19 protein-coding genes are annotated in these 16,894 nt (G+C 60.3%); 11 read left to right on the top strand and 8 right to left on the bottom strand.

The genetic code is table 11. The features are described from left to right. Positions 1-4: 4 nt before the first annotated feature. The gene (locus tag AC097W_RS18375) at positions 5-2,389 is read left to right on the top strand and encodes an ATP-binding protein (protein WP_479604080.1); all 2,385 of its coding nucleotides are present in this window, start codon (positions 5-7) and stop codon (positions 2,387-2,389) included. 140 nt (positions 2,390-2,529) lie between these two features. On the opposite strand, the gene AC097W_RS18380 is transcribed toward AC097W_RS18375, so the two are convergent. The 3 genes from AC097W_RS18380 to AC097W_RS18390 all read right to left on the bottom strand — a co-directional run bounded on the left by AC097W_RS18380 (position 2,530) and on the right by AC097W_RS18390 (position 5,050). Further along, positions 2,530-3,348: a PEP-CTERM sorting domain-containing protein gene (locus AC097W_RS18380; protein ID WP_479604081.1), complete on the bottom strand. Its 819-nt coding sequence runs from the start codon at positions 3,346-3,348 to the stop codon at positions 2,530-2,532. 398 nt (positions 3,349-3,746) lie between these two features. Then, positions 3,747-4,070: a chaperone modulator CbpM gene (locus AC097W_RS18385; protein ID WP_479604082.1), complete on the bottom strand. Its 324-nt coding sequence runs from the start codon at positions 4,068-4,070 to the stop codon at positions 3,747-3,749. After that, positions 4,067-5,050: a DnaJ C-terminal domain-containing protein gene (locus AC097W_RS18390; RefSeq protein ID WP_479604083.1), complete on the bottom strand. Its 984-nt coding sequence runs from the start codon at positions 5,048-5,050 to the stop codon at positions 4,067-4,069. The genes AC097W_RS18385 and AC097W_RS18390 overlap by 4 nt, the downstream gene beginning before the upstream one ends. Positions 5,051-5,119: 69 nt before the next feature. Between AC097W_RS18390 and arfB the strand changes: the two genes are divergently transcribed. From arfB to AC097W_RS18410, 4 genes are all read left to right on the top strand, one after another. Next, positions 5,120-5,533: an alternative ribosome rescue aminoacyl-tRNA hydrolase ArfB gene (arfB, locus tag AC097W_RS18395; protein ID WP_479604084.1), complete on the top strand. Its 414-nt coding sequence runs from the start codon at positions 5,120-5,122 to the stop codon at positions 5,531-5,533. Between the two features lie 158 nt (positions 5,534-5,691). Beyond that, positions 5,692-6,246 carry a lipocalin family protein gene (locus AC097W_RS18400; protein ID WP_479604085.1) on the top strand — a complete coding sequence of 185 codons (555 nt, stop codon included), beginning with the start codon at positions 5,692-5,694 and terminating at the stop codon, positions 6,244-6,246. 47 nt (positions 6,247-6,293) lie between these two features. Next, entirely contained in the window at positions 6,294-6,995 is a 702-nt protein-coding gene (locus tag AC097W_RS18405; protein WP_479604086.1) for a hypothetical protein, read from the top strand. 18 nt (positions 6,996-7,013) lie between these two features. Next, entirely contained in the window at positions 7,014-8,051 is a 1,038-nt protein-coding gene (locus AC097W_RS18410; RefSeq protein WP_479604087.1) for a DnaJ C-terminal domain-containing protein, read from the top strand. Between the two features lie 131 nt (positions 8,052-8,182). Here the strand turns inward: AC097W_RS18410 and AC097W_RS18415 are convergent, their stop codons facing one another. Further along, positions 8,183-8,563 (bottom strand): hypothetical protein, encoded by a 381-nt coding sequence (locus AC097W_RS18415; protein ID WP_479604088.1) that lies wholly within the window; start codon positions 8,561-8,563, stop codon positions 8,183-8,185. A gap of 76 nt (positions 8,564-8,639) precedes the next feature. Next, a complete protein-coding gene (gene ruvB, locus AC097W_RS18420; protein WP_479604089.1) occupies positions 8,640-9,698 on the bottom strand; it encodes a Holliday junction branch migration DNA helicase RuvB in 1,059 nt (352 codons plus the stop codon). Positions 9,699-9,861: 163 nt separating this feature from the next. Between ruvB and AC097W_RS18425 the strand changes: the two genes are divergently transcribed. Together AC097W_RS18425 and AC097W_RS18430 are read left to right on the top strand one after the other, a co-directional pair. Continuing rightward, on the top strand, positions 9,862-10,899 hold the full coding sequence (locus tag AC097W_RS18425; RefSeq protein ID WP_479604090.1) for a carbonic anhydrase: 1,038 nt from the start codon (positions 9,862-9,864) through the stop codon (positions 10,897-10,899). A 140-nt stretch (positions 10,900-11,039) separates the two neighbouring features. Beyond that, positions 11,040-11,552 carry a hypothetical protein gene (locus AC097W_RS18430; RefSeq protein ID WP_479604091.1) on the top strand — a complete coding sequence of 171 codons (513 nt, stop codon included), beginning with the start codon at positions 11,040-11,042 and terminating at the stop codon, positions 11,550-11,552. Positions 11,553-11,591: 39 nt separating this feature from the next. Here AC097W_RS18430 and ruvA read toward each other — a convergent pair whose 3' ends face one another. After that, positions 11,592-12,167 (bottom strand): Holliday junction branch migration protein RuvA, encoded by a 576-nt coding sequence (gene ruvA / locus AC097W_RS18435; RefSeq protein ID WP_479604092.1) that lies wholly within the window; start codon positions 12,165-12,167, stop codon positions 11,592-11,594. 65 nt (positions 12,168-12,232) lie between these two features. Between ruvA and AC097W_RS18440 the strand changes: the two genes are divergently transcribed. Both AC097W_RS18440 and ybeY read left to right on the top strand, forming a co-directional pair. After that, positions 12,233-13,270: a PhoH family protein gene (locus AC097W_RS18440; protein ID WP_479604093.1), complete on the top strand. Its 1,038-nt coding sequence runs from the start codon at positions 12,233-12,235 to the stop codon at positions 13,268-13,270. 17 nt (positions 13,271-13,287) lie between these two features. Next, positions 13,288-13,734 carry an rRNA maturation RNase YbeY gene (ybeY, locus tag AC097W_RS18445; protein ID WP_479604094.1) on the top strand — a complete coding sequence of 149 codons (447 nt, stop codon included), beginning with the start codon at positions 13,288-13,290 and terminating at the stop codon, positions 13,732-13,734. Positions 13,735-13,795: 61 nt separating this feature from the next. Here ybeY and dtd read toward each other — a convergent pair whose 3' ends face one another. Continuing rightward, the gene (gene dtd, locus AC097W_RS18450) at positions 13,796-14,260 is read right to left on the bottom strand and encodes a D-aminoacyl-tRNA deacylase (RefSeq protein WP_479604095.1); all 465 of its coding nucleotides are present in this window, start codon (positions 14,258-14,260) and stop codon (positions 13,796-13,798) included. A 175-nt stretch (positions 14,261-14,435) separates the two neighbouring features. On the opposite strand from dtd, the gene AC097W_RS18455 reads away from it, so the two are divergent. Both AC097W_RS18455 and AC097W_RS18460 read left to right on the top strand, forming a co-directional pair. Beyond that, positions 14,436-14,939, top strand: a complete 504-nt coding sequence (locus AC097W_RS18455; protein ID WP_479604096.1) for a FecR family protein — start codon at positions 14,436-14,438, stop codon at positions 14,937-14,939. Next, the gene (locus AC097W_RS18460) at positions 14,936-15,562 is read left to right on the top strand and encodes an OmpA family protein (protein WP_479604097.1); all 627 of its coding nucleotides are present in this window, start codon (positions 14,936-14,938) and stop codon (positions 15,560-15,562) included. Before AC097W_RS18455 ends, AC097W_RS18460 begins: the two co-directional genes overlap by 4 nt. Before the next feature lie 5 nt (positions 15,563-15,567). On the opposite strand, the gene tyrS is transcribed toward AC097W_RS18460, so the two are convergent. Beyond that, the gene (tyrS, locus tag AC097W_RS18465) at positions 15,568-16,812 is read right to left on the bottom strand and encodes a tyrosine--tRNA ligase (protein ID WP_479604098.1); all 1,245 of its coding nucleotides are present in this window, start codon (positions 16,810-16,812) and stop codon (positions 15,568-15,570) included. Positions 16,813-16,894 lie beyond the last annotated feature (82 nt).

Below are 16,894 nucleotides of genomic sequence, written 5' to 3' on the forward strand. Positions count from 1 at the left end.
TGCCTTGAAGATTCGCTCACAGATCAACGGGTTGCTGGTGCTGGCGGCCCTGATTATTCCCGCCGCCGTTGGCATGACGCTGCTATCGGCGCGGGCTGTGGAGGAGGCAAGCAGTGATATCAACGCCGCCGAGGATTTGATCCATAGCGCCACGCAGCTCAGTCATGTGGCGGTGCAAACCGCCTTGTTTCACGAGGCACGAAGCCAGGAGCAGTGGTCACGCAAGATTGCCAGTGTCAGCGGTGAAATTGACCGCATGCGCATCACCACCCCACATGAGAAGGTGAATCTCGATCAGCTTCGAAAGAAGATTGCGCTGATGCAAATCATCTATCCGCGCTTGACCGGTCAGCCTGGCGCAACCACGGGCGGGGACACGCCCCTGCCGCCAGATGTTAAGGCGGCCGCGCAGACGCGCTCCGTCGCGTCGCTCTTGGTGGTGATTCAGGAAGTCATCGATATTGAGAATGAACTGATCCGTGGCAACCGGCAGGAGGCAAGAGCGGCCTTGCGCGCGATGCAAGTGTCGATAGGCGTCGTCATTTTGGCAATGGGTGCGCTCGCCGTCTTTGCCTGGCTACTGGTCAGTCGGCGTATTCTGCGTCCTTTACGTATTTTTGAGCAAGGTACAACGCAGCTGGCACAAGGCAATTACGCGCACCGTCTGAAGCTGCATCAGCTTGATGAAATCGGTGATTTGGCGATAGCGTTCAACTCCATGATTGTGCGCATCGAGACATCCACGGCTGAACTTGAAAAGCGCAGTGACAGCCTTGCCGACGCAGTGCTCGCCAGGACCACTGAACTATCCCAAGCCAAGGAGGTTGCCGAAGCGCTCTCGCATTACGCCCGAAGTTTGATTGAAGCCAATCTGGACCCGTTGGTCACCATCAGCGCGCAAGGCACGATCACTGACGTGAACGAAGCCTCTGTGCAGGCAACGGGCGTGCCGCGTGAGCAGCTCATTGGCACGGACTTCTCAGACTATTTCACCGAACCCGACAGGGCGCGCACCGGTTACAAAAAAGCCTTCCTTGAAGGAATGGTACGCGACTACCCCCTTGCCATCCGTCACTCGGCGGGCGGCATCATGGACGTGCTCTATCACGCAGCCGTTTACCGGGACGACAAGGGTAACGTTCTGGGCGTGTTCGCCTCCGCCCGCGATATCACCGAACGCAAACACCTCGATCAGCTGCTGCATGAGAAAAATGCTGAACTGGAGCGTGCCACGGCTGTGGCAGAAAAGGCGAACCTCGGGAAGTCAGAGTTCCTCGCCAGCATGAGTCATGAGTTGCGCACGCCACTCAACGCGATCCTCGGCTTTGCCCAACTCATCGAATCTGGCTCACCACCGCCAACGCTGACTCAGAAACGAAGCCTCGAGCAGATCCTGCGCGCGGGATGGTACTTGCTGGAACTGATCGACGAGATTCTCGATCTGGCGCAGATCGATTCGGGCAAGATCATGTTGTCGCTGGAGCCTGTCTCGCTTCTCGAAGTAATGAGCGACTGTCTCGCCATGGTTGGTCCGCAAGCGGACAAAGGCGGTATCGCCCTGACGTGTGCACCGCTTGAGTCGGCCTATTTCATCGAGGCCGATCGAACCCGGACGAAACAGGTTCTGATAAACCTTCTTTCCAACGCAATCAAATACAACAGGCCCGGTGGCGCGGTCGTCGTCGCCTGCACTGTGGTGGCCCCAGATTCGATTCGCATCAGCATTCAGGACACCGGCTTTGGCATGACTTCAGAACAGCAGGCGCAGCTTTTCCAGCCTTTCAATCGTCTGGGCAGGGAGTCTGGCCCTGTGCAAGGCACGGGCATCGGCCTGGTTGTAACCAAGCGTCTGATCGAACTGATGGGAGGCGCGATTGGCGTAAACAGTACCTTCGGGGAGGGGAGCGTGTTCTGGATCGAATTCAAGCTGACGACTGCGCCTCAGTTCGAGATTCAGGAAACCGGGCATAGGGTGCCGGAGCCGCGCCAGGTGTCGGATGGAACGTCGAAGCGCACGCTGCTCTATGTGGAAGACAACCCAGCTAACCTGGAACTGATCGAGCAACTCATTGCACGGCGCACCGACCTGCGCATGTTGAGCGCGGCGGACGGAAATCTCGGCATTGAGTTTGCGCGCGCCCATCAGCCCGACGTCATTTTGATGGACATTAACCTGCCAGGCATCAGCGGGATCGACGCCATGAAAATTCTGCGCGCCGACCCTTTGACTGCGCATATTCCAATCATCGCAGTCAGTGCCAACGCGCTGCCGCGTGACATCAAGATGTGTCTTGCGCTTGGCTTTTTCGACTATCTGACCAAACCCATCATGCTCAACGAGTTTGTGCGCACCCTCGACTTGGCACTGAAAACATCCGAATCGAATTAAACCCCTGCGGCCGTCGTCCCAGCGGGCGCAGGCAAAACAGTGGGCAAAGATGCCGCACCCCGGTACATCCCCTCTTCCACCCGCCCCGCTTGCGCGGCAAGTGTGCCCATGCGGGGCGCACGATCAAGGCCAAACTGGGATTACGCTTTTCCGAAACGCCGTCGCGCCAGGATAAGGCCAAGCCCCGATAGTGCGAGCAAGGCAAGAGGTGACGGTTCAGGCACGTGACGGGTGCCACCCTCAAGAGTCAGGGCGAAGGTGAAATCACCAAATCCGTAGGTGGCTCCGCTGTCATTCGAAAATCCACCGTTGATGAGATAGGGCGACGACTGAAAGGTGGGGCCATCCGCGAACCAGTTCCAGTCGGCATTTGCAGTACCGATGGTGTCGTTGACGATGGAAATCCAGAAGCGACCGCTACCGAGAGTGATATCGCTGCCCAGGTCGGCCCAGTAATCATTGACGGACGTCCACCCCGGAAAGACGGTGCGATTGGCTCCACCGACGTTGATCGATGCCATGAGTGTGCCTGGGGGGCTGAAGGGGTTATTTGGGTCTGCGCTGACGTCGCCGTAAAAGTTGATGGTGAAACTGTCCGCTGCAGTGGGATTGGGCAACATTCGGTTGGACAGGCCGTTCGAATACCAACCCTGCCAGGAAACGCGGTTGATGTACTCGCCAGTGCTCAACGTGAAATTTTCGATGGCGCGCCCGGTCGTTCCCGTGTCCGAAATCCCGAAATACGTCAGCCTGTTTGGCGTCTGCGACAGCAGCACGTCAGCATGTGCCATTGGGTAAAGAAAGGCGACGAGAGCTGTCAGGATGGCAAATTTGTGCGGCATGGCGTGCTCCAGCGCAAGGGGTCGTTCAAATCTACAAGCAATGTTCGTTAAGGAAATATCTGCTGCTTCAGCCGCGACAGCGGCGCAAACGGCGAAATCGGCTTTCAGCGCAATCATGCAAAGCAGGTTCTGCGCCAAAAATTACGAGCATTGATTTATCTGTATTTTTTCTTCTAAAAGCTGATGGATGCCGGTGACTGTAAGAATATCCGGCAGTAATCTTGATCCACTGAGTAGCCGAAGACCGTCCTGAAAAAACGGGCATTTCCTCAGGTAACGGTCTGCGTTCCAAGAATTTTCCACCTTGCCATTGACCTCGGCGGCGACAGTTGCCAGCATTCGCACGTTCAGCAAATTTAGCAAGTAGTGGGCTGATCGCCGGGGTAGTCGGATGCTGATTGGCCGGTCATATCCTGTCCGGCATGGCATCCAATGCATTCACTTCGTAGACGGAATAGCGCTTGTGCGTCTTTTGGCGGCCATCCGAAACCTGCTGTATGTCGAGTGCAGACCCGCTACAGCCCGCGCACCCGCAGAGCCGCCTTAAGCCTGCGCACCTCGTGCTGCAGGTCCAGGATCAGCGCCGCGGCCTCCAGCCCCACGCCAAAGTCGCGCTGCAATCGACTTGCCTCCAGCGCATGCTGCAGGTCCGCGCTGTAGAAGCGCCAATCCGCCGGTGAAGCGGCCGGAGACTCAAGGTCCACGATGCCAACCTCCACCAGCTGGGCCACCCAGTCCAGATCGGCCCCACAGGCATGCGCCAGCTCGTGCGCAGCAATCGGGTTCTCGCGGCTGATTGCCGTGGCGGTGATGACAGTCGTCGTTGTGTAAAGAGTCATGATTGCGCGCCTTCCACGCCCAGATGGCGCCTTGGATTGAACGGTGCAGCCTGTGCCAACTGTTCATAGGCCTTGCGGGCGGCCTCGGTGTCGGCGGGCGGCAATGCAATGTCCAGCAACAGGTACAAGTGGCCAGCGGGCTTGCCGGGCAGACCGCGCTCTTTGAGGCGCAGTTTCAGGCCGCTGCGCGCATTCGGCGGCACGGTTACCTCCACCACACTGCCGGCGGGCGTGGGCACCTGCACCTGCGCCCCCAAAGCCGCCTCGGTGGGCGTGACGGGCAGCGTCATATAAATGTCGCTCCCCTCCACGCGGTAGAGTTTGTGCGGGGCAATGCGCACCTCCAGATACAAATCGCCCGCCGCCTCGCCGCCCTGCCCCGGCATGCCATGACCGGTGAGCCGGATGAACTGGCCCGGGTGCACGCCGGGCGGGATCTTCACGCTGAGGGTGCGATTGACGAATGCAGGCTGGCCCTGCGGGTCGGTCTCCAGCGCACGGAGCACGATTTCGCGCTCGGCACCTTTGAGGGCGTCTTCAATCGATATCTCGATTGCAGCGTGGTGGTCTTCGCCGCGCGCGCGGTAACTGCGACGCGCGGAAGCCCGTTGTTCACCCTTGCCAAACACCGAAGAAAAGAATTCACTGAAGTCGGCATGGTCTGCCGGCCCCTGGCCCGGACCGCGGTGGAATTCAAAGCCCTCGTCCCAGCCGGGTGGCGGTTGAAAGCCATCACCTGCGCCACCCGCGTGGCCGCCACGGGCCACGCGGTCCGCCAGCGCATCGTAGGCCGCACGCTTTTCCTTGTCGCCCAGGACATCCTTGGCTTCGTTGATATCGCGCATGCGCACCTGGGCGTCCGCCTCCTTGCTGACGTCGGGATGGTATTTGCGCGCCAGCTTGCGGTAGGCTTTGCGGACTTCGTCCTCGGACGCAGTGCGTTCAATGCCGAGCGCCTTGTAATAGTCTTTGAATTCCATCGCGTCAGTATGCGCGCCATTTCGCTGAAAATGTCTGATGGAAATCAAGCCCACGAACGACCGCCCTGTATGCCCGAACCACTGATACCACTGCAGGAGGATGAAATCGAGTTCACCGCCATCCGTGCCCAAGGCGCGGGCGGCCAGAACGTGAACAAGGTGTCCAGCGCGATCCACCTGCGTTACTCCATTCCCGACTCGTCGCTGCCCGAGGAGATCAAAGAGCGCCTGCTGGCGCTGAGTGATCAGCGCATCACGTCGGACGGCGTCGTCGTCATCAAGGCGCAAACCACCCGCAGCCAGGAGCAGAACAAGGCAGACGCCATTGAGCGCTTGCAGGCGTTGGTAGACAGCGTGGCGGTGCTGCCCAAACGCCGCAAACCCACCAAGCCGACCCGTAGCTCGCAGCGCAAGCGGCTGGATACCAAGGCGACACGGGGCGATGTCAAAAAGCTGCGGGGGCGGGTGTCGGGCGGGGAGTGAAAGCGCAACGGTCGTTACAGGGCTGCGCAAAGGGCACTGTTGCGGGGCCTGACCATCGGTCGACGATGCTGGTTTTCTTGTCGAATTTGTAGCGCTGGGAGCCTGGCTCCGTGGGCCGAAACCTTGGTGGAGTCGGTCGCGGCCTGATAATTGGACCCATGAAAACAATTCTCGCAACCCTCCTTGCCCTCAGCGCTGCGTTTACCTACGCAGCTGAGGGTGCGACGCCCCCTGTACCCAACTTGACGACGATCGCCAGTCTGGACGTGCCCCGCTACATGGGCACGTGGTACGAGATTGCCAAGTATCCGAACAGTTTTCAGAAAAAATGCGTGGCCGACACGCGGGCTGACTACAGCGTGCAGCCGGATGGCAACGTTCAGGTTATCAACCGTTGCCGTCAGGAAGACGGCGAAATGAAGGTAGCGGCTGGCGCTGCACGGCAGGTGGGTGACACGCATTCGCCCAAGCTGGAGGTGCGGTTTGCTCCGGCCTGGCTGTCGTTCATTCCGGCGGTTTGGGGCGACTACTGGGTGATCGACCTGGACCCGGCATACCAGTTGGTGGCCGTGAGCGAACCCACGCGCGAGTACCTGTGGGTCTTGTCGCGGACTGCCAAAGTAGAGCCAGCCGCCTATGACGCCTTGCTGGCTCGGCTTGTCAGCAAGGGGTTCGACCTCAAACGGCTTGTGCTGACCAGGCAGTCGGATTGACTGAGGTAGCGTCGCGCATGTTGGATAGCCCCGGCACAGCCCCCACGATGAACCGACTGCAATCGGAGTTGCACCGCCTCTACCTTGTCCACGATGATCGTGACGATGCGCAGGTGCGCGCCATGGTCCTGGAACTGGCCCGGCCCGCCGACTGGCAGGCGCTTTCGGTGATGTGGAAGGGGGTTCAGACTGATCTGGCGCTGCCGGCCCCTGCCATTGCGGTCTCGGGCATTGATGGCTATCAGCTTTGGTTCTCGCTCACTGCGTCGGTGCCCGTGGCGCAAGTGCAGGCGTTTCTTGAAGCATTGCGTGCGCGCTACCTGGGCGACGTGGCGCCACAGCGCGTGCGCTTGTTGCCTTCGCTGCCCCTGATGCCCGCGAAAATGGTGCCTGCGCTGCAAGAGGAAACGGGTCACTGGTCGGCGTTCGTGACCCCGGATTTGGTATCCATCTTTGCGCAAGAGCCCTGGCTGGGCCGGCAGCCGGGTGTGGATGGACAGGCCGATATTTTGTGTCGCCTTCAAAGCATCCAGCCCGCTGCATGGGAATCGGCTTTGAGCGTGCTGTGCCCAGCCGGGGTGCCGGTCCATCGCAGCCTGGCAGCGAGCCCCGCAGTGACCGCAAGCGTTGCCGCTGGCGGTGATGAGCAGGACCCCAGGCGATTCTTGCTGAAGGTGATGAACGATGCTGCTGTCGATCTGCATTTGCGCATTGACGCCGCGAAGGCGCTGTTGCCTTACTCCACATGAGCACTGCCCGCCCCACCCATGGATACTTCTGATGCCTACAAAGAGCTGGGACTGGACCCCAGCGTCAATGATGCGCAACTGAAAGCCGGGTGGCGACGGCTTGTTTCGCGCTGGCACCCCGACCGCAACCGCGCGTCTGAGGCGCCCCTTCGGATTCAGCGTATCAACAAGGCCTACCACCACCTGTGTCAGCATCGAAACGGATCGGCTGACCCACAGGAGGATGTGCCAAGCCGTGAGAACAGTGCAAGTGATGCCCCACCCCAGGCTGACAAACAGGTGTTTGTGCGCGAGGTGCGGCTATCGATCGACGATGCAACCCTGGGATGCATCCGGTCTTTGCGGGGCCGTTACACCTATGCGTGCCGGTCGTGCGCTGGCAAGGGGCAACGCGTTTTGGCACAGGCCTGCACCGGGTGCCAAGGCAGTGGCGCCATCCGGCGGGCGGCGCTGTTCGGCTGGCTGTGGACCGAAGAGGCCTGCAAGGACTGCGGCGGCGATGGACGCCAGCGTGAGCACTGCGCGCCTTGCGACGGCAAAGGCGAGTGTTCGGTGAAGTACCACCACAGCGTGCGACTGCCGGCGGGTGTGCGCGCTGGCGATGTGCTGACGGTGCCAAACACCCACCATGGTGGCTTGGATCTGTGTCTGGAAATTCATGTGGCGTTTGAGGAGCACCCCTTTTTCGTTCTGCAGGATGGACAACTGCGCTGTGAGATGCCGGTGGATGGCTACGCCTGGGCGGCTAACCGATGGGTGGATGTGCCAGTGCCGGGGGGGCTGCAGCAAATGCGCCTCAATCGACATGCCCTGGTGTACCGGCTTCGCGGCCAGGGATTCCCGGTGGAGCCTCGGGGGCTGCGTGGCGATTACCTGGTGACCGTGGTGCCGACGTTTCCCGACGCCGAAGGTGCCGCGCAGGAAAAGCTTATCGATCGCCTGATTGAAGCATCAACCAAGGCGGCTGACGCTGACCCACACAGTCCACTCGGACAGTGGCGCTCAAGGCTCAAAGGCTGGAGAAAGAGCGCAAAAGACGAGTCGTCCAGCGACTAGATCGCGTGAAGAAAAGGCGTCTGCCCCGCTGCTCCAGTGCGCGGCGCAAGCCGCATGTCTGCCGCACTCCGATGGGGCGGCATGCTCTGGCAGATAACCAAATCAACCGGGTCGATGGGAGTGGTACGCCATCAATGCGCAAACCAGAAACGCACCAAGCCAAACGCCAGGGCAAAAAGGTAGCCGTAAGAGAACCGGTCGATACGCAATACTGCCTGACCCCGGCGCGCGCGCCACGCGCCGATAGCCGCCATGCAAAGGCCGGCAGCGATGGGCGACAAGGCCGCATTGGCGACGCGCAGAGATTTCGTAGCCACCAGGTAGTCCGGAAACACCAGCAGGCTCATGCCACCAAGTGCCGCACCCAACAGCGCGTAGCCTACGGCAGCCAGCCACGGGTTCGGAGTTCTGCGAAAGGGCTCGGCCAGCGAATGCAGTCCGACCTCCATCAGGGCTTCCCCCAGAACCTGCAACAGGAATTCGCCCAGAATCTCGAACAGAAATTCAAGCATTTGCTATATTTTTAGTAGCTGTCTGCGCATATTGCACGCGGGCTACAGCCCGATTTCATTAAAAATCACCGCGCCCTCACCCTTCCGGCAGGTTCTCATCCCGATTCTTCGGCGTGACCCCCAGGTGCCGGTACGCCGCCAGCGTGGCAATGCGGCCGCGCGGGGTGCGCTGCAAATAGCCTTGCTGAATCAGATAGGGCTCAATCACATCCTCAATGGTTTCACGCTCTTCGCCGATGCTGGCAGCAATGTTATCCAGACCCACCGGGCCGCCGTCAAAGCGGTGAATCACGGCTTCCAGCAGTTTGCGGTCCATCAGATCGAACCCTTGCGGGTCCACATCCAGCATCACCAGTGCGCGGTTGGCGATGTCCAGCGTGATGTGGCCTATGCCCTTGACGTCTGCGTAATCGCGCACGCGGCGCAGCAGGCGGTTGGCAATGCGGGGCGTGCCGCGACTCCGCCTTGCAATCTCGAAGCCGCCATCGGCATCCATGGGCGCTTTGAGCAGGCCGGCACTGCGCTTGACGATGCGCGCCAGTTCTTCAGGGGTGTAAAACTCCAGCCGCGCCACGATGCCGAAGCGGTCGCGTAGCGGGTTGGTCAGCATGCCGGCACGGGTGGTAGCACCGACCAAGGTGAAGGGCTGCAGGTCGAGCTTGATGGAACGGGCCGCAGGGCCTTCGCCAATCATGATGTCGATCTTGTAGTCTTCCAGCGCGGGGTACAAAATTTCTTCGACCACGGGCGAGAGTCGGTGGATTTCGTCGATAAAAAGGACGTCGTTTTTTTCGAGATTGGTCAGCAGCGCGGCCAGGTCCTTGGGCTTCTCCAGCACCGGGCCGCTGGTCTGGCGCAAGTTGACACCCAGCTCGGCCGCCACGATGTGACTCAGCGTGGTCTTGCCCAGACCGGGCGGGCCAAACAGCAATACGTGGTCAAGCGCTTCGCCACGCATCTTGGCGGCGCTGATAAAAATCTCCAGCTGCTCCCGGATCTTGGTCTGACCCACATATTCGTCGAGCAGCTTGGGGCGCAGGGCGCGCTCAATGGCCTCCTCTTGGGGCGAGGTGGGTGCGGCCGACACCATGCGCTTGGCAGGGGGGGCGGCGAAGTCGTCGGTCTGGATGCTCACGGGTGGGGTCTATCAATACAAAACATGATGGGGTCACTATAGCGTGCGCAACCGTGGTCGCTCTCCCGGCTCAAGTTGGAACGCAAACCAGCCGATAGGATGCCTAGACGCTCCCATTTTTTTGGGGCCACCCATCGTGTACGCCTGAAAGGCACCGCCAGCCATGCCATTCCTTTCTTCCTCGTTGACCACCCGTGCCCGTTGGGCACTGAGCCCCCTGCTATGTGCCCTGGGCGCTGCGCTGTGCGTGGGTGCGTTGGCAGCGGACATTGAGGCCACCTCCGCCAGCGACCCCAAGGCTGTGGGCGCAAAAGTGCGTGACGCCCTGGGCACCAGCATTCTCCCGAACAAGAAGCTCACCCTGGTCGTCAGCAGCAAGGACAAGGCGCAAATGGCGGCGGCCGCTGAATCGGCACCGGCAGTCGCCGCAATCCCCGTGCCCATCCCCGTTGCCAAACCAGCCACCAGCCGACCGTCCATCCAGTCTCACGCTGCCGCAACCAACGCGCATGGGGCCTACGTGCACTGGGACTACGAAGGCGAAAACGGCCCTCAGACCTGGGGGCGACTCAAGCCCGAGTTCAACCTCTGCGCCATTGGCAAGCGCCAGTCGCCCATCCACATCGAGGACGACTCCACCTTGCAAGGTCCGGCCGAGGTCCTGCGGTTTGACTACACGCCCAGCAACGCAACAGTGGTCAATAACGGACACACGATTCAAGTCGACGTGCAGGGTGAAAACTCCATCACCGTGCGGGGCTCCAGCTACCGGCTGCTGCAGTTTCACTTCCATACCCCATCAGAAGAACAGGTGAACTTCAAGCGCTCGGCCATGGTGGCGCACCTGGTCCATCGAAATGCCGAAGGACAACTGGCCGTCGTGGCGGTGTTGCTGGAACCCGGAGTTGCCAACGCCACGATTGACAAGGTCTGGACCTACATGCCACTGGACAGCGGCGACCGGGTGCGCATGCCGCCTGGTTTGCTCAACCTCAATGAGTTGCTGCCCACGGACCAGCGCTACTACCAGTTCATGGGCTCCCTGACCACGCCACCGTGCTCCGAAGGCGTCTTGTGGATGGTGCTGAAACAACCCATGACCATTGGCGCCAGTCAGTACAAACTCTTCACCCAGCTATACCCGAACAACGCCCGTCCGGTGCAGCCTGTCAACGGGCGTGTCGTGCGCAACGCGCAATAGGCCTGCAGCGTTGCAGTGCAGAATTTCCGCACGGACATTGGCGAACCGGCCAATTGACATGGATCAATGACTTTTTTGAGGGTCGGCCTAGAGTGGTAGCAGTCACATCCGACTTGCAGCACTATTCAAGGAGCGTCCCCATGAAATTCAACCGCAGAAATCTCTTTGCACTCGCATTCAGCGTCGCCGCGGCGATGTCGGCAGGGCACGCCTTCGCCGCCGCAACGGTCGTGAAAGTCTCGCTGTGGGACAAGGGCGCCACGTCCATGAACATGCTGGGCAAGGGCCCGATGATGGGCATGGCCATGGGAAAAGGCCCCGCCAACATGGCGCGTGGCCCCATGGGAATCACGCTATCCGAAGCGACCGTACCAGCCGGCGAGGTCACTTTCGCGGTGACCAACGACTCCAAAACCATGGTGCACGAGATGGTGCTCGCCCCCGTCAAAAACGAGAAGAAGGCATTGCCCTACAACAAGAAAGAAATGAAGGTCGATGAAGACGCTGCCGGACATCTGGGCGAAGTGGCTGAACTGGAGCCCGGCCAAAATGGCGCGCTGACCCTTACGCTGAAGCCCGGTCGCTATATGCTTTACTGCAACATTCCCGGTCACTATGTGCTGGGCATGTGGACTCTGTTGACCGTCCAATAATCGGAGGCGACGCCTGCACGGTGGCGCTCGCCACCACCGTCAGGCCCTTGACAAGGCCTTCAGCGCCATCTTGATGCCATCGCTGACGCCCACATCCTTTGGCAAGGCTTTGAGCGACACCGCAGCCTCCTTGTCGCTATAGCCCAAAGCCAGCAAGGCCTGCAGAATGTCAGCTTGGGCATCGTTGGCGACGCTTGCAGGGACCCCGATGTCTGGCCCGAGCTTGCCCTTGAGCTCCAGCAGCAAGCGCTCGGCAGTTTTCTTGCCAATACCGGGCACTTTGATCAAACGCCCCGCCTCTTGCAGGGTGACGGCCTGCGACAACTCGTCCACGCTCATGCCCGATAGCACCGACAAAGCCGTGCGCGGCCCGACGCCCGAGATCTTGATGAGTTCACGAAAGGCTGCGCGCTCCGTTGTCGACGCAAATCCGTACAGAATCTGCGCATCTTCACGCACCACGAAGTGGGTCAACAAAGATACCTTTTCTCCGGTGGCCGGGAGGTTGTAAAACGTGCTCATGGGCACATGTACTTCATAGCCCACGCCACCACAGTCCACCAACACCTGGGGGGGATTTTTGTCACTCAAAGTGCCCGTCAATTTGCCGATCATCGTGTGCCCATGGGTTTGTTGCCTATCATTGCGGTTCGTATAGAACCCTTACCGGAATTATCAGCTTGATTCTCAGACACATTTTTTCGCCGCTCAACAACACCCGTCTGTCGCACCTGTGCGGTCCCATGGACGAGCATCTGCGCACCATCGAGGCGGCGCTGGACGTGCGCATTGCCCACCGGCACGAGCAGTTCAAGGTAGAGGGCGCCAAGGCCAAGGTGCAGCGCGGCATGGACATGATTCAGGCACTGTATGAAATGGCGGCGCGGCCTATTCAACCGGCCACGGTGCAGCTCATGCTGTCGGGCGATGGCTCTGCGGAGATGGGAAGTGACGGCCCCAGCCTGGCGACGCGCCGGGCGGACCTCAAGCCCCGCAGCAAGAACCAGGCGCTGTACCTGGACAATATTGCCGAACACGACATCACCTTTGGCATTGGCCCGGCGGGCACGGGCAAGACCTATCTGGCCGTGGCGGCCGCGGTGGACGCCTTGCAGCGCAGCGCGGTGCAGCGCATTGTGCTGACCCGCCCGGCCGTGGAAGCGGGTGAGCGCCTGGGCTTTTTGCCGGGCGACCTGAACCAGAAGGTGGACCCTTATCTGCGCCCTCTGTACGACGCGCTGTATGACCTGATGGGCTACGACCAGGTGCACAAGGCCTTTGAGCGCCAAGCGCTGGAGATCGCGCCACTGGGCTTCATGCGCGGGCGCACATTGAACAACGCCTTTGTGATTCTGGACGAGGCCCAAAACACCACGCCCGAGCAGATGAAGATGTTTTTGACGCGCATCGGCTTTGGTACCAAGGCGGTGATTACCGGCGACGTCAGCCAGATTGACCTGCCCAAGACCCAGCTCAGTGGCCTGGTGGACGCCGAGCGGGTGCTCAAGCGCACGCCCGGCATTGCCATCACCCGGCTGACCAGTATCGACATCGTGCGCCACCCGCTGGTGGCCCGCATTGTGGATGCCTATGACGCAGCCCGCCTGAGTGACCTGCCGCCGATTGCCATCCCGGAGCCGGATGAAGCATTGCCCCGCATTGGCTTGCCAAAAACCCGCACGCCCGGGGCCCGTGCCACCAAATCCACCCCTAGCTGAATCGGTAACACCTTCGCATGCTGCACCAACTCACCCTGTCCCTTCAATTCGGCAAACTGACCGATGCGGCCCTCCACCGCGCCGCCCTGCCCCGCCACAAAGTCACACGCTGGATTCGCAACGCGCTGGAAGCGGATGCCGAAATCACGGTGCGCGTCGTCGACGCCGTTGAAGGCCAAGCCCTGAACCGCGATTACCGCAAAAAAGACTACGCCACCAACGTGCTGACCTTTGATTACACCCAGGAGCCGGTGGTGACCGCTGATCTGGTGCTGTGCGCGCCCGTGGTGGCCCAGGAGGCCCAGGAGCAAGGCAAAACGCTGGAAGCCCACTACGCACATCTGCTGGTGCATGGCACGCTGCACGCACAGGGATGGGACCATGACCTGACCGAGGATGCCGAGGTAATGGAAATGCGCGAGGGTGACATTCTGGCTCGGCTCGGCTTTGCGAACCCCTATTAAGAATAAAAAAGCCCGCTAGCCCCCGTCAATCATGCGTAAGTAGCTACTATTTTTATAGCAACTACAACGCCGGAGGAATGCGCATGGGTATGGTTACCGGCCCGTCGTTCACCAGATGCACCTGCATGTCGGCGGCGAACACGCCCGTTTGCACGTCGGGGTGTGCCAACCGGGCTTGCGCCACAAAATAGTCATACAACCTGCGTCCCTCGTCGGGCGCTGCGGCCTCTTTAAAGCTGGGGCGGTTGCCGCCCGAGATGTCGGCCGCCAGCGTGAACTGACTCACGATCAGCAAGCCGCCCTGCAGGCCTTTGCCATCCATATCCTGAACGCAGTGGTTCATCTTGCCCTCGGCATCACTGAAGATGCGGAGCTTCAGTATCTTGCTCAGCAACTTGTCACTCTGCACCCCGGAGTCGCCCTGCTCAGCGCACAGAAGCACCAGCAGTCCTGCGCCAATTTCACCGACGGTTTGCCCCGCAATCAGGACCCGGGCGCTCGCCACACGCTGCAATACGGCTTTCATTTGGCAGTCGCCATGGCGGTGAGTGAACGCGCCGCGGTCCGGGTCACAGCAAGCATTTGAACAAGGGGAAGACAGGAGTGCATGGGGATTTCGAAAAGAAGGAACGCTCAGATTATCTGCGTCACCATCGTGCCATCGCTTAGTATTCCAGCCTGATTAAAAAAATGGGGCGCTCATGAAAAGTCTTGCAGGTTTGCAGTATGTGATTCCTCTTTTTGGGCTTGGGCTGGCGAGCGCCCAAGCGCAAGAAACGGCGCCGACTTTGGCTGCTGCCCCTGCCGTGGTTGCTTCAGCCGAGCAGGCTGGCTTCGTCAAATCTGTGCGCGGCGACGTGCAATTGCAGGGCAGCGGCGGCACGCTGCGGCCAGCCAGTGCGGGTGAGGCGGTGGCCGCAAGCGAGCGCATCGTGACAGGCCCCAATTCTGCTGCCGGTTTGGTTCTGCGGGATGGTACGACCCTGGTGGTCGGTCCTGCCTCGCGCCTGGACCTCAACTCCTTCAGCTTCGACGCAACCACGCATGCGGGCGGAATGTTTGTTTCCCTGCTGAGGGGTTCACTACGCGTGGTCACAGGGTTGCTGGGCAAGACCCGTCCTGACTCGGTACGCATCACCACAGCCACGGCTACGATCGGAATTCGCGGAACCGACTTCATTGTGGAGGCGGACGAACAGCCATGACAATGCAAAAAATTTCTGCCGTATTGGCTGTCGTTCTGGCCACGCTTTTGTCGGCCTGTTCTTCACCGGGAACGCGGGTTGTGTTGCTGCCCCAGGAGGACGGCAAATCTTCCGCGGTCGTGGTACGCACCATCGGCGCCGGCGATGTTCTGAGTAGCGAGCAAACGCTATCGGCCCCCTACCAACGCGCAACGACCCGGGTTGGAGCGTCCGAAGCTCCCACTATTGACCAGGCGGACCCGGCAAAAATCAAGGCTGACAATGCATCCCTGTTTTCGATGGTGCCTCCCAAGCCCGTTCGCTACACCCTGTACTTCGAAGGTGGCGGCACGGCGCTGACGGCCGAGTCGCAACAGACCATGGTGGAGGCGTTGGCATCCGCTGTGGCGCGAAGCGGTGGTGACATGGTGATCACCGGTCACACCGACACAACGGGGTCCCTTGAGCAGAATGATGATTTGTCGCGTCGCCGCGCGCAGCTCGTACGCCAGATGTTCATTGACCGCCAATTTCCGGCGCAAAGAATAGAGGCAGTCGGCCGTGGCAAACGCGAGCTTGCGGTACCGACAGCTGACGAGGTGAACGAGCCGCTGAACCGGCGCGTCACCATCGAAGTCCGCTGACCCTGTCAGCCCAGAGTTACGCGAGCAAACTTGCGCTTGCCGACCTGAAGCACGTAGGTGCCAGCGGCCAGTTTGAGACCTTTGTCACTCACCACGGCCGAGTCCACACGGACTCCACCGCCATCAATGAGGCGGTTGCCTTCGCCACTGGATGCTGCAAGCCCTGCGGACTTGAGCAAAGCGCCAATGCCCACGGCGGCACCGTCGTCACCCAGGGGCAATGACATTTCCGTGATTTCGTCGGGAACGCCGCCTTTGCTGCGATTGATGAAATCCTGCTCGGCTGCGTCCGCCGCGGCAGGCGAATGAAAGCGTGCAGTGATTTCCTTGGCAAGGGCCACTTTGGCGTCTTTCGGATTGCGCCCGGCGCCCACCTCGGCTTTGAGCGCGGCAATGTCCGCCTCACTCGCGAAGCTGAGAAGCGTGTACCACTTCCACATCAGCACGTCAGAGATGCTTAGCACCTTGGCAAACATGGAGTTGGGCTCCTCGCTGATGCCGATGTAGTTGTTCTTGCTCTTGGACATCTTCTCCACGCCGTCCAGACCTTCCAGCAGCGGCATGGTCAAAATGCATTGCGGCTCCTGGCCGTATTCTGTTTGCAGCTGACGGCCGACCAGCAGGTTGAATTTCTGGTCGGTTCCGCCCAGTTCCAGGTCACTATGCAGCGCCACGCTGTCATAACCCTGCATCAGCGGATACAAAAACTCGTGTACGCTGATGGATTGACCGGCCTTGAAGCGATCATGAAAATCATTGCGCTCCATCATCCGGGCCACCGTGTAGCGCGAGGCGAGTTGAATCATGCCGCGGGCCCCCAGCGGGTCGCTCCACTCACTGTTGTAGCGAATTTCCGTTTTGGATGGATCCAGCACCAGGCTGGCTTGCTTGTAATAGGTTTGGGCGTTGGCCTCGATCTGCTCCCGCGCCAGTGGCGGGCGCGTGCTGTTGCGCCCGCTGGGGTCTCCAATCATGGTGGTGAAATCTCCAATCAGGAAAATCACGGTATGACCCAAGTCCTGTAACTGGCGCATCTTGTTGAGTACCACGGTGTGGCCGATGTGAATGTCGGGCGCTGTGGGGTCCAAACCCAGTTTGATCCTCAGGGGTTTGCCCGTAGCTTCTGAACGCACCAACTTTTTGACCCACTCGTCTTGCGGAATGAGTTCGTCGCAACCACGCAGGGATACAGCCAGCGCTTCCCGAACACGATCTGTTACAACATACTGGGGGCTTGAGGCTTGATTCATAAGGGTTTTTCTTGATGCCGGGGCGCAGGGGTCAGTTATACTGGACCCCCTCTTCTGCGACGTTTGGAAGCCAGCGGCTGGA

It is taken from the genome of Rhodoferax sp. GT1R46, assembly GCF_056521285.1.